Below are 12,192 nucleotides of genomic sequence, written 5' to 3'. Positions count from 1 at the left end.
CCGCAGCCCTGGTTCAGAGAGCCGGGGCCGGCGCGTCCTCCACGCGGCGGGTGGCGCTGCGCCCGAGGTCCAGCGTCCTCCGGATCGACCACACCAGCAGGACCACCAGCAGCACGTTCCGCAGGGTCAGCACGGCGGCCATGACCGGGTGCGCGTGGATCAGCGGCGTGTAGAACAGCGGGTAGATGACGAAGGTGGTCATGGCGATCACCATGAGGAGCGCTCCGGGGACCTTCCAGCGGTCCCAGTCGTGCGTGAGGCCGGCGATGACCACGGGTGCCAGCCAGATCATGAACTGAGGGGAACCCACCTTGTTGAACACGATGAACGCGGTGGTCATCAGGAGCGCGCCTTCGAGGAACAGTTCCTCGCGCTCGGCGCCACGGCGCAGGGCCCAGACGAGGATCGCGGCGCCGCCGACGATCACCAGCAGGAACAGGGGCTGCATGAGCCAGGCGGCCACGGAGGCGCCCGGGCCGTAGACTTCGGACGAGTTGATCGCGACGTTGTCCGCGATGCGGGAGCCGGCGATCCCGAAGACGCTCAGCCACACCCAGGGGGTGGAGAACGTGGCCTCCAGCTGCATGCCGCGTTCGCCCTGCTGGAGCATGAAGTCGGCGATGTGGGAGAGGTTGCCCGTGCTCCAGAGGCCCACGGCGACCAGCACCGTGACCACCACGCCGGTGGCCAGGACCTTGATCCGGTCCCGGCTGGCGATGACGATCGGCGCGATCACCGCGGCCGGCCAGACCTTGATCCAGGTGGCCACGCTCAGGAGGGCGGCCGCGAGCACCGGTCGGCGCACCGCGGCGAGCAGGCCCACCAGCACGATCGGCGCCACGACCCCCTCCACGCGGGCGAAGCTCAGGTAGCCCATGAACACCAGGAAGAACATCCACCACCAGGCCGGCGCGATGCCGGTCGTCCGGCGCGGACCGGACAGCAGGACCACGAGGGCCCACGCGTTCAGTGCGGTGATGAGCAGGAACCAGCCGAGGAGGTACAGCGACGGGCCGAAGACGTTCGCCAGGTGGATCGGGATCTGGGCCAGCGCCGGATACACCCAGGGGGTGATGGGCGCCATGCCGGGGCGGTCCGGAACGACACCGGTGGCCCATTGGCGGTACTGCTCGGTGTCGCTGAAGGTGTCCCCTCGGAGGAAGAAGGACGCCATCCACGCCAGGAAGTAGCCGTGCACCACGGCGAAGCCCCACCAGACGCTGGCACGGGTGCCGAACCACGCCACGACGGGGGCGGGCAGGACACGGTCCCGCAGGGAGGTCAGACGATCCAGCATGGTCAGCTCCTAGGCCGCGGTGACGGCCGGGGCGGCCGTCCTGGCGTCGCGGCCCAGGACGTACAGGCGGTGGACGGAGATCACCAGCAGGCCGACGAGCAGCAGGTTCCGGACCGTGAGGACCAGAGCCATGAGCGGATTGTTGTGGCTCAGCGCGTCGTAGAAGAGCGGGTAGATGAGGAAGGTGGTGATCGCGATCAGGATCAGCATGACGGCCGGCGTGCGCCAGGCCTTGAAGTCATGGATCAGGCCGAGCGCCACCGCAGGAGCCAGCCACACCATGAACTGCGGGGAGCCCACCTTGTTGAACACGATGAACGCCGTGGTCAGAGCCAGCGCGCCTGCGAGCAGCAGTTCGGTCCGGTCGATGCCGCCGCGCTGCTTGCCCTGATGCAGGGCCCAGAACACCAGGCCGGTCACCACGAGTGCGGCGAGGACCAGGAGCGGCTGCATGAGGGCCGACATCACGGTGGTGCCGGGGCCGTCCACCTGCATCGAGTTGATGTCCGTGTTCATGTACATGTGGGAGTCCCCGACGCCGAGCACGGAGAGCCAGAGCCACGGCGTGGTGAACGTGGCTTCGAGCTGCATACCGCGGTCACCCTGCTGGGTCAGGAAGTTGAGGAGGCGGGGGAGCACGCCGAGCGCGGCGGCGACGGCGGCGACACCCGCGGTGACCACCACGCCGCCGAGGATCACGCGGACGCGGCTCTTCACCACGGCGAAGAGCGCCAGCATGACCGCGGCGGGCCACACCTTCATCCAGGTGCCGACGGCGAGGATCACGGAGGCGACGAACGGCCGGCGGACGCCGTGGATGAGGGCGATCAGGACGATCGGCGCGGTGAAGCCGTCCACCCGGGCGAAGCCGAGCCAGCCCATGAGGAACACGAAGCTGAGCCACCACCAGGCCGCCGTCATGGACTTCCGGTTCCGGCCCCAGTCGGTGAGCATCCCCAGGGCGACCCCGTTGAGCACCGTGATCATGAGCACCCAGAGGAAGAAGAACAGCGCGGGCCCGAAAGCGTAGGCGATCGCCATCGGCGGCAGGGCCAGGATCGGGTACACCCAGGGGCTCGGGCCGGAGATCAGCTGGTCGTTGAACCCGGCCGCCACCCAGTCGCGGTAGATGAAGGTGTCGCTGAAGGCCTCATTGCGCGTGGCGAGCACCAGGGCGAAGATCAGGAAGACCGCGTGAAGCACTCCGAAACCGGTCCAGAGGCCGCGAGGGGTCGTCAGCCAGTCCTGGGCTCGGCGGGGGATGAGCCTTGTCCTGAGGTCCGTCAGTTTCGAGAAGAAGGCGTCGGAGAAAATGGGCTTGTCCTTGTCTGCCAGCGAATGGGTCCACGGCCAACACGCGCGGCCTCGGCCTGGGCGTGGTGGTACGGAGACAGAGGCCCAGACGGTACATTTTATCCCAGTACCCTCTTCCCAGCCGATCCTGAGAACACTCGGATAGCCTCGGTGGGGGTGCGGTGACCTCCGGGTCCCGCTTCCGCCCGGGTGCCACGCGGTCACCGGGACGGGCACGTGCCTTCCATCACGTGCCACAGATTCAGAGTGTCGGAAGGAACCAGGACTGCAGATGAGTGCGCCGAAGCCCGCTGGGGGCGGGGTCGAGGTGGCGTTGCGCCAGGGACTGCTCGGTTCCGTTCTGATGACCCTGGGTTCCGTCGGTGTCGGCTGGCTGGCCGGCACCAGCAGCGTCCTGATCCGCACCTGGCCCTTCATCGTCGCGCGCACCACGCTGCCCGCCGTCGTCGTGTGCACCATCCTGCTCTGCGCCGGCGCGGTGCTGCTCCTGCGCGCCTGGCTGCGTCTCGGCCAGAAGGTGGGCGAATGGACGCCGGAGACGCGGCCGCTGCTGAAGAAGGCGCTCTGGTACTGGGTGACCCCGATGGTGTTCGCCGTGCCGCTCTTCAGCCGGGACATGTACGCGTACATCGGGCAGGGCCGTCTCATGCTGGAGGGCCTCGATCCGTACACCAACGGGATCTCCTCGCTGAGCAACTACTTCAACCTCGGTCCCGACACCCTCTGGACCGAAGCCCCGACGCCGTACGGTCCGCTGTGGCTGTGGATCGAGTTCGGGACCGTGCTCGTCACCGGCGGGATCCCCGAACCGGCGCTGTTCCTGTTCCGGCTCGCCGGGGTGCTCGGCGTGGTCCTGCTGTACATCTACCTGCCGCGCATCGCCTCGCTGGTCGGCCTCAACCCGGAGCGCACGCTCTGGCTCGTGGTGCTGAACCCGGTGCTCCTGATCAACTTCGTCGCGAGCGGTCACAACGACTCCCTCATGATGGGGCTCGTCGTGGCCGGCCTGTACTACGCCGCGACCCGCCGTGCCGTGCGCGGGGTCATCCTGATCACCGCGTCGATCGCCATCAAACCCATCACCATCCTGGCCCTGCCCTTCGCGGGTCTCCTGTGGGCCGGTCGTGACGCGCGCTGGCCGCGCCGTCTGCTCTGCTGGGGCGCGACGGCGGGCATGTCCCTGGGCCTGCTGGCGGTGGTCGGGTACTTGAACGGGCTGGGCTTCGGCTGGCTGGGCGCCCTCCAGACGCCAGGTGCGGTCTGGATCTGGTTCGCCCCGGTGGGACTCGTCGGTCATGCCGTCGGTTTCGTGGTCCAGCTGCTCGGAGGTTCCGGCGACCCCGTCACCGACGTCATCCTCACCATCGGCAAGGTGCTGTCCGTCATGGTGGTGCTCTGGCTCGTCTTCCGCTGGCCTCGGAAGGACCAGGACTTCACGCTGGAGATCCTGAGGAACAACGCGTGGGCGTTCGCCGCCGTGGTGGTGCTCGCCCCGGTGATCCAGCCCTGGTACATGGTATGGTTGCTGGTCTTCTTCGGCATGACCGGGATCGCGGAGGGCTGGCAGCTTCGCCTGGTGTACTACCTGACGGTGTTCTTCGTGCTGATCGCCCTGACCGATCAGCTGAGCGTGTTCGGCTGGATCCCGTTCGGCATGCCGGTGGCCCGGGGAGTCGCGATAGTGGTCGGCGTGGTGCTGGTGCTGCACCTGATCTACTCCGACCGGAAGACCCATCACCTGTTCAACGCGCCGCGTCTGCGGAAGCGCAAAGCAGGCTGACGTCCGGGACGACGCCCGGAGCGAGGGTCCGGCTGGGTTGAGTGATCGGGGCCGGTGCCCGGATTCAGCGACCGGGAGCGGTGTCCACGGGATCCGCGGACTGGAGCTTGCGTGAGTCCGGGACCAGCGCCCAGGTGAGCGTGGCGGCGGCGAGCAGCGCGGCGGTGACCGAGAACGCCCAGCCGAAGCCCGCGGCGTCGAGCAACGCGCCCGCGATGAGCGGACCGAGCACACCGCCCAGGTCGCTCGCCATCGAATAGGCCGCCACCACGTTGCCGCCGCGGCGCTGCGCCAGGACATCCGCGAGCACGGCCTGCTGCGCCGGATTGACCAGGGCGGACCCCATGCCCGCGATCACCATGAGGGCCAGGGTGGCCCAGAGGATCGGCACCGCCGGCACCAGCAGATAGACCGCGGTCATGAGCAGGAGCCCGGAGACGAGCAACGGCTTGCGGCCCATGGTGTCGCCCCAGCGCCCGGCCGGGAAGATGAGCGCCGCATTGCCTGCCGCATAAGCGGCCAGGACCCAGGCCGCGGTCGCCGGGTCGCCGTGCAGCCCGACGACGACGAAGATCGGGATCACCGACACGCGCACCCCGAAGGACGTCCAGCCGAAGGCGAACACCGACAGGAGCAGGGCACGGTACTGGGGGATCACCAGTGCGGCGCGGAACGCCACCGGCGCCTCGGTCCCGGGCCGGGGCACGCTCCGCGCCGCGTGGCTCGAACCGCGGAGGGCGATCGCGACCACGGTGGCCGCCGCCAGCAGGGTGAAGAAGTAGAAGACGAACGGCGCGCGCAGCCCGAAGGCCGTGACGATACCGCCGAACACGGGTCCCAGCAGACCGCCCAGCAGGAATCCGGCGGCGTTCAGGCTCGCGACCCGGGCGCGTGCGTTTGGCGGGCTCACCTTGATGAGCAGGGCCGTCGCCGCGATGGTGAACAGGGCGGAGCCGATGCCACCGGCCCCTCGGAGCACGAGGAACTGGGCGTAGTCGACGGCCAGGGCGGACGCGCCCGTGGACAGCGCGACGATCAGGATGCCCGTGATGTAGGTGCGGCGTTCGCCGAAACGGTCGATCACCCGGCCCGCCACGGGGGCGGAGACCACCCGCATGAGGGCGAAGGCACTGACGATCGCGGAGGCGGCGAAGTTCGAGACCCCGAACTCCAGCGCGAACTGCGGGATGACCGGCGCCACCACGCCGTAGCCGAGGGCCACGGTGAACCCTCCGGCCACGAGGGCCCAGACTTCGAAGGGCAGCCGGGTCTTCCGCGGTTCGGGGGTGTTCAGCACCAGTCGATCTTAGCCGGGCCGTCCGTCACGAGGAGTTCAGCCCGGCCCGTCCCGAGGGCGTTCAGGCGGGCTTGGTCACCCACCCGGTGGTGGCGCGACGGGACCGTGCCGTCCACAGTGTGACCCCTCCCAGCAGGAACGTGGCGCAGACCAGGACCCAGCGGCCCTGCCCGGATTCGATGAGGAGCACTCCTGCCAGGCCTCCCAGGAACATGGCGAGCACCGAGAGGAGCCTCCTGCCGATCCGGCCGTCCCGGCCGCCCGCGATCCTGCTGTCCGCGCCCATGCCCGTGAGGGTCATGGTCAGAACCGTCGTGGTGAGATCCGGGACGCCGAGACCGCGCGCCGTCGCGTTCTGGAGGCCCATGGCGATGCCGAGAACGACGATCAGGGCCGTCAGCAGGACGCCGTCGTACGAGTCCCGGGGCGCCGGCGCGGGGGCGACGAGCGTGAGGATCAAGGCCGCGAGGAGGAGGGCGGTCTGGGTTGCCGCTGCTGCGAACAGATGCCGGCCACGGTGGCCGCCCGCCGTCGCGCCGATCCTGCCGCCGAGGAACGCCCCGAGCAGGAACGTCAGCACCGCCAGGAGCGACGCCCACCAGAGGAAGCCCGGCGCCCCGCCCAGCGCGAACGACAGGAACACGACGTTGCCGGTCATGTTCGCCACGAAGACCCGGCCCAGCTCGAGGTAGCTGAACGCGTCGACGAGGCCCGTCACCACGGTCAGGAGCACGAGCATCGGGGCGAGCGGCCCATGGGGGTCATCCGGCCGCGGCCTGAGGGTGTGCCACGCGTCGCGCCAGGGTGTGCTCATGGGTGCTCCTGATCGTTCGGTTGATCGCTCGGCCGGTCCGGGCCGCCCGGGTCACTCGACGGTGACGGACTTGGCGAGGTTCCTCGGCTTGTCCACATCATGACCCAGAAGCACCGCCACCTGATAGGCGAGCAGCTGCGTCGGGATCGTGAGGAGGATCGGATCCAGCTCCGGCTCATTCTTCGGAACGACGATCTTCTGCGCCTTCAGATGCCCGAGCTCGACGGACTCGTGGGTGATCGCCACGAGAGGCCCCTTACGGGCGAGGACCTGCTCGGCCGCGGCGACATTGCGGTCGGTCAGCATGTCATCCGGGATCACCGCGATGGTCGGCATCTGCTCGTCGATGAGGGCCAGAGGGCCGTGCTTGAGTTCGCTCGTCTGGTACGCCTCCGCGTGGATGTAGCTGATCTCCTTGAGCTTCTGCGCGCCCTCCCGCGCCACCGGGAAGCCGCGCACCCGGCCGATGTAGAACACGCTGCGTGCCTTCGCGATCTCCTGAGCGAGCGCGGTCACCTGGTCGGCGTCGTCGAGGATCGCCTTCACCTGCTCCGGGATGCGCTGCAGGCCGCGCAGGATGCGCTCGCCCTCGGCATGCGAGAGGTCGTGGAGACGGCCCAGGTGCAGGGCGAGGAGGGCGAACGCGAGGGCCATGTTGGTGAGCGCCTTGGTGGATGCCACCGAGATCTCCGGCCCGGCGTGCAGATAGATGCCGCCGTGCACGGTCCGGGCGATCGTGGAGCCGACCACGTTGACGACGCCGATCACGCGCCCGCCCTTGCGCTTGATCTCTTCGACGGCGAAGGCGGTGTCCGCGGTCTCGCCGCTCTGGCTGACCACCACGTACAGCGTGTCCGGTTCGATGATCGGCTGACGGTAGCGGAACTCGGACGCGGCCTCGGCGTCCGCGGGGATGCGGGCCAGGTCCTCGATCAGCTGGGCGCCCAGCTGGCCGACGTAGTACGCGGAGCCGCAGCCCAGGATCTTCACCCGGCGGAAGCCGCGCAGTTCCCTCGGGTCCAGGCCGAGGCCGTCCAGGCGGGCCGTCGCGAAGCGCTCATCCAGGCGTCCGCGCAGGACCATGGCCGCCGCGTCGGGCTGCTCGTGGATCTCCTTGAGCATGTAGTGCTGGTACCCGCTCAGTTCCAGGTCCTCGGCGGCCACGCTGATCTCCACGGGCTCCCGGCTGGTGGGACTGTTGCCACGGTCGAAGGTCCTGAATCCGGTGGCCGTGACGGTGGCGAGTTCGCCGTCCTCCAGGTGCACCACCTGGTTGGTGTGGCGGACGAGAGCGGCCACGTCGCTGGCCACGAGCATCTCCTTGTCCCCGATCCCGATGATGAGCGGGGAGCCGCTCCGGGCCAGGACGATGCGGTCCGGATGCTGCTCGTCGAGCACGGCCAGCGCGTAAGTGCCGGTGATCTTGCCGAGGGCGTCGAGCACCGCCTCTTCGAGGGTCGTCGCGGCGGACCGTGCGACCAGATGCGCGATCACCTCGGTGTCGGTCTCGCTCGTGAAGGTCACGCCGGCGTCCGTGAGCTGCGCTCGCAGGCCTGCGGCGTTGTCGATGATGCCGTTGTGGACCACGCTGATCCGGCCGTCCTGGCTCCGGTGCGGGTGTGCGTTCTCCTCGACGGCGGGGCCGTGGGTCGCCCAGCGGGTGTGGCCGATGCCCGCCTTGCCGGCCAGCCGCTTGGGGAGTGCCGCCTCGAGCTGGCGCACACGGCCGACCTGGCGGACCGTCGTCGTGCCCTTGCTGCCGACGACGGCGATCCCCGCCGAGTCGTAGCCGCGGTACTCGAGGCGGGTCAGGCCTTCGATGAGGATGGGCGCGGCCGGCTGGTGGCCGATGTATCCGACGATTCCGCACATGGGGGAGTCTCCTGGGGGGCGAGGGGGTGTAGGGGGTTTACAGGGTGCTGCGTGGCGAGCCTGGTGGTGCCGGTTCAGCCGTAGATCATGCGGCGCAGTTGCCGGACCGAGAGGTCGGGCGCCGCGAAGGGGCGGTCCTTGAGTTCGGCCGCGATGAGTTCGAAAGCCTCGGTATTACGGGTGCCGTGGATCTGGAGTTCCGCGTGACGGCGCCGGACGTAGCTGTCGACCGTCTCGGAGTGCACGGCGAGGACGTCCTCGATCACCCGGGCCGCGACGGACTCGGGCAGGCCCGTGGAACCGGCGATCCGGCGGATGAGGTCGTGGTCAGGCATACAGGGAGTATTGCCCCATTCGGAGCCGAGTGGCAAAAATCTGCCCGAATTCGGGCAGGAAATGAGGAAATGGCGCGATTTCTGGTGTCGTAGGTGGCCCTGTGCAAGAAGGGAGGGCGCATCAGGTGCGGAACGCGAAATGCCCGGGCCTCCGGTGAAAGGAGGCCCGGGCATTCGGGCTGGTGCCCCTGGAGGGAGTCGAACCCCCGACCGTCGGATTAGAAGGCCGCTGCTCTATCCACTGAGCTACAGGGGCCGGCCGGGGTAACCCGGCGGCCCATCGAGTCTACCCCGAAGTTGTGGAGGGCCAGTTGCGCGAGGTGTCCACATACGGGGATTTGCCGGTCCGGCGCGGGGCGCCCTGGCCCAGGCTGGAGTCATCGATTCAGCACGAGAAAGGAACGACCATGGCAGACATCATCACGGTGCGGGGTTTCGTGGCCGGGGACGTCCGGCCCGGGACCACCAACGGCGGCGTCAACACGGCGAACTTCCGCCTGGGCTCCACGGACCGTCACTACGACAGGGCCACCCAGCAGTGGGTGGACGGGGACACCAACTGGTTCACGGTCCAGGCCTATCGCCAGTTGGCGGGGAACATCGCGGGCAGCGTCAAAAAGGGCCAGCGTGTGGTGGTCATGGGCCGCCTGAAGCTCCGGCAATGGGAACGCGACGGCAGGATCTACAACGTCGCGCAGATCGATGCGGAGAGCATCGGCCACGACCTCAGCTGGGGGACGGCGAACTATCAGCGGAGCGTCGCGCAGCAGCCTGCGAGCCGCGAGCCCGAGGCCGGAACTCAGGCGGCACGCGAGGAAGTGCTCCTGGTCGAGGGGCGGCGCGTGGATCCGGACACGGGCGAGTTCCTGGACGATCGGCCGGCCGACGCGCCACGCGGCGACGACGGCGAGGGGCAGAAGGACGGACCCCTCGGTGTGGTGCACGATGACGGCGAGACCGGCCGCTTTTCGGAGGCGGCCTGAGCGCTCCGGCTGAGGGGGTATCCGGGCCAGGGGAGGCGGGGTCCCGGCATCCTGACGGGGCGGCATGGCACAATAACGCCTGATGAAGCCCTCCGCCCCCGCCCCGCAAACGTCCGTCCGCGAGCCCGCACTTCACCGTGCGAGGTCAGGGTCCGACGTGCGGCGCGGTGGTTCGCGCCGCCTCCTGGCGGCCGGAGCCGTCAGCCTGGGTCTCCTCCTGAGCGCGTGCGGTTCCCCGGCCCCTGGACCGGTGGCGCCGGACTCCTCGGCGACGACGACGGGCGCGGGCTCCGCCGCCACGCCGAACCCTGCCGAGCAAGCGCGGCGGAAGGTCCAGGCTTCCGTGGAGAAGAGCCTCAAGGGAGTCTCCAAGCCGTCCACGGACGCGGTCCGCAAGGCCCTGCAGGCGGCGGTCGGTCCGGGCGTGGCGGTGGAGGTCAGCAACTCGGTCACCCCGACCGGGCTGGAAGCGGACTCCGTGGTCGGCGCGGCAGTGGTGGCCCCCAAGAACTGCGTGTTCGTCTACCTCCGGGATGGAGCGGTCAGCACCGCTGTGCTGCCGACGCTGAGCAACGGCAAGTGCTTCGTCGGCGACCGGGGCTCTCCTCGAACGGGCACCTGAACTCAGCAGTCAGGGTCTTTCGGGCGGTGACGCGGCGGGCCGGCGGCGAGCCGGCCGCGATGCCGGCGCGGGGCGGTTCGAGGAACGAATAGGACTTCGGTGCGCCCACGCACTAGATTTAAGGTCATGGCGGAATTCATTTACACGATGACCAAGGCTCGCAAGGCCGTTGGTGACAAGGTCATTCTCGATGACGTCAGCATGTCGTTCTTCCCCGGTGCCAAAATCGGTGTCGTGGGCCCGAACGGTGCTGGTAAGTCGACCATCCTCAAGATCATGGCCGGGCTGGACACCCCCTCCAATGGTGAGGCCCGGCTGAGCCCCGGTTACACCGTGGGCATCCTTCTCCAGGAGCCTCCTCTGAATGAGGAGAAGACCGTCCTGGGCAACGTCCAGGAAGGTGTCGCTGAGATCTACTCCAAGGTCCAGCGCTTCAACGAGATCTCCGAAGAGATGGCCAATCCCGATGCGGATTACGACGCTCTCCTCGAAGAGATGGGCAAGCTGCAGGAGGCCATCGACGCCGCCAATGCCTGGGACCTCGACTCCCAGCTCGAGCAGGCCATGGACGCGCTGCGCTGCCCGCCGGGCGACGCCGACGTGACGGTCCTCTCCGGTGGTGAGCGCCGCCGCGTCGCACTCTGCAAGCTCCTGCTGCAGAAGCCCGACCTCCTCCTGCTCGATGAGCCCACCAACCACCTGGACGCCGAGAGCGTGCTGTGGCTGGAACAGCACCTCAGCAACTACGAGGGCGCCGTTCTGGCGGTCACCCACGACCGCTACTTCCTGGACCACGTCGCACAGTGGATCTGTGAAGTCGACCGTGGACGTCTCTACCCGTACGAGGGCAACTACTCCACGTACCTGGAGAAGAAGCGCGCCCGTCTGGAAGTCCAGGGCAAGAAGGACGCCAAGATGGCCAAGCGCCTGGCCGAGGAACTGGACTGGGTCCGTTCCAACGCCAAGGGCCGCCAGACCAAGTCCAAGGCCCGTCTGGCCCGTTACGAGGAGATGGCTGCGGAGGCCGAGCGCACCCGTAAGCTCGACTTCGAAGAGATCCAGATCCCGCCGGGACCGCGCCTGGGCAACCTCGTCATCGAGGCCGAGAACCTGCGCAAGGGCTTCGATGACCGCGTCCTGATCGACGGCCTGACCTTCTCCCTGCCCCGCAACGGCATCGTCGGTGTCATCGGCCCCAACGGCGTCGGCAAGTCCACGCTCTTCAAGACCATCGTCGGCCTGGAACCCCTGGATGGCGGCGAGCTCAAGATCGGTGACACGGTCAAGATCTCCTACGTCGACCAGAGCCGTGGCGGCATCGATCCGGAGAAGACCCTCTTCGAGGTCGTCTCCGACGGTCTGGACTTCATCCAGGTCGGCCAGGTCGAGATGCCGTCCCGCGCCTACGTGGCCGCCTTCGGCTTCAAGGGCCCGGACCAGCAGAAGAAGGCCGGTGTGCTCTCCGGTGGTGAGCGCAACCGCCTGAACCTCGCGCTGACCCTCAAGCAGGGCGGCAACGTCCTGCTCCTCGATGAGCCCACCAACGACCTCGACGTCGAAACCCTCAGCAGCCTCGAGAATGCACTGCTGGAGTTCCCCGGCTGCGCCGTGGTCGTCAGCCACGACCGCTGGTTCCTGGACCGAGTGGCCACGCACATCCTGGCCTACGAAGGCACCGAAGAGGACCCGGCCAACTGGTACTGGTTCGAGGGCAACTTCGAGTCCTACGAGGCCAACAAGGTCGACCGTCTGGGCGCCGAAGCGGCTCGTCCGCACCGCGTGACGCACCGCCGCCTGACCCGCGACTGATCGCGACAGGCCGGACAGGTCGGCGCCGCTGACCACGAGACAGCGCAACGGCAAGGGCCGACGACAGCG

10 protein-coding genes and 1 tRNA gene are annotated in these 12,192 nt (G+C 68.6%); 4 read left to right on the top strand and 7 right to left on the bottom strand.

Annotated features, from left to right (window positions below):
- Positions 1–13: 13 nt before the first annotated feature.
- Entirely contained in the window at positions 14–1,297 is a 1,284-nt protein-coding gene (locus P9849_RS09585) for a glycosyltransferase 87 family protein (protein ID WP_278266601.1), read from the bottom strand.
- A gap of 9 nt (positions 1,298–1,306) precedes the next feature.
- Positions 1,307–2,611 carry a glycosyltransferase 87 family protein gene (locus P9849_RS09580; RefSeq protein ID WP_278269144.1) on the bottom strand — a complete coding sequence of 435 codons (1,305 nt, stop codon included), beginning with the start codon at positions 2,609–2,611 and terminating at the stop codon, positions 1,307–1,309.
- Positions 2,612–2,882: 271 nt separating this feature from the next.
- Between P9849_RS09580 and mptB the strand changes: the two genes are divergently transcribed.
- Positions 2,883–4,391 (top strand): polyprenol phosphomannose-dependent alpha 1,6 mannosyltransferase MptB, encoded by a 1,509-nt coding sequence (gene mptB / locus P9849_RS09575; protein WP_278266600.1) that lies wholly within the window; start codon positions 2,883–2,885, stop codon positions 4,389–4,391.
- Positions 4,392–4,455: 64 nt separating this feature from the next.
- Here mptB and P9849_RS09570 read toward each other — a convergent pair whose 3' ends face one another.
- The 5 genes from P9849_RS09570 to P9849_RS09550 all read right to left on the bottom strand — a co-directional run bounded on the left by P9849_RS09570 (position 4,456) and on the right by P9849_RS09550 (position 8,965).
- Positions 4,456–5,688 carry an MFS transporter gene (locus P9849_RS09570; RefSeq protein WP_278266599.1) on the bottom strand — a complete coding sequence of 411 codons (1,233 nt, stop codon included), beginning with the start codon at positions 5,686–5,688 and terminating at the stop codon, positions 4,456–4,458.
- Between the two features lie 61 nt (positions 5,689–5,749).
- Positions 5,750–6,502 (bottom strand): YoaK family protein, encoded by a 753-nt coding sequence (locus P9849_RS09565; protein ID WP_278266598.1) that lies wholly within the window; start codon positions 6,500–6,502, stop codon positions 5,750–5,752.
- A gap of 51 nt (positions 6,503–6,553) precedes the next feature.
- The gene (gene glmS, locus P9849_RS09560; protein ID WP_278266597.1) at positions 6,554–8,374 is read right to left on the bottom strand and encodes a glutamine--fructose-6-phosphate transaminase (isomerizing); all 1,821 of its coding nucleotides are present in this window, start codon (positions 8,372–8,374) and stop codon (positions 6,554–6,556) included.
- Positions 8,375–8,448: 74 nt separating this feature from the next.
- Positions 8,449–8,709, bottom strand: a complete 261-nt coding sequence (locus tag P9849_RS09555; RefSeq protein WP_278266596.1) for a hypothetical protein — start codon at positions 8,707–8,709, stop codon at positions 8,449–8,451.
- Between the two features lie 180 nt (positions 8,710–8,889).
- Positions 8,890–8,965 (bottom strand) — tRNA-Arg (locus P9849_RS09550).
- Between the two features lie 151 nt (positions 8,966–9,116).
- On the opposite strand from P9849_RS09550, the gene P9849_RS09545 reads away from it, so the two are divergent.
- The 3 genes from P9849_RS09545 (at position 9,117) to ettA (ending at position 12,123) form a co-directional block, all read left to right on the top strand.
- Positions 9,117–9,692, top strand: coding sequence for a single-stranded DNA-binding protein (locus P9849_RS09545; RefSeq protein WP_278266595.1), 576 nt, complete (start codon positions 9,117–9,119; stop codon positions 9,690–9,692).
- Between the two features lie 157 nt (positions 9,693–9,849).
- Positions 9,850–10,314, top strand: coding sequence for a hypothetical protein (locus P9849_RS09540; RefSeq protein WP_278266594.1), 465 nt, complete (start codon positions 9,850–9,852; stop codon positions 10,312–10,314).
- 126 nt (positions 10,315–10,440) lie between these two features.
- Positions 10,441–12,123: an energy-dependent translational throttle protein EttA gene (ettA, locus tag P9849_RS09535; protein ID WP_107002906.1), complete on the top strand. Its 1,683-nt coding sequence runs from the start codon at positions 10,441–10,443 to the stop codon at positions 12,121–12,123.
- The last annotated feature ends 69 nt before the right edge of the window (positions 12,124–12,192 follow it).

The sequence above is a fragment of the Arthrobacter sp. Y-9 genome (assembly GCF_029690065.1).
GTDB lineage: Bacteria > Actinomycetota > Actinomycetes > Actinomycetales > Micrococcaceae > Arthrobacter_E.
Note: the sequence above shows the minus strand (reverse complement) of the source record. Positions and strands in the feature narration are given on the sequence as shown.

Bases quoted from the DNA above. Each gene is read 5' to 3' on its own strand.
- glmS (WP_278266597.1), bottom strand. From the start codon at position 8,374: ATGTGCGGAATCGTCGGATACATCGGCCACCAGCCGGCCGCGCCCATC.
- mptB (WP_278266600.1), top strand. From the start codon at position 2,883: ATGAGTGCGCCGAAGCCCGCTGGGGGCGGGGTCGAGGTGGCGTTGCGC.
- P9849_RS09585 (WP_278266601.1), bottom strand. From the start codon at position 1,297: ATGCTGGATCGTCTGACCTCCCTGCGGGACCGTGTCCTGCCCGCCCCC.
- P9849_RS09545 (WP_278266595.1), top strand. From the start codon at position 9,117: ATGGCAGACATCATCACGGTGCGGGGTTTCGTGGCCGGGGACGTCCGG.
- P9849_RS09555 (WP_278266596.1), bottom strand. From the start codon at position 8,709: ATGCCTGACCACGACCTCATCCGCCGGATCGCCGGTTCCACGGGCCTG.
- P9849_RS09565 (WP_278266598.1), bottom strand. From the start codon at position 6,502: ATGAGCACACCCTGGCGCGACGCGTGGCACACCCTCAGGCCGCGGCCG.
- ettA (WP_107002906.1), top strand. From the start codon at position 10,441: ATGGCGGAATTCATTTACACGATGACCAAGGCTCGCAAGGCCGTTGGT.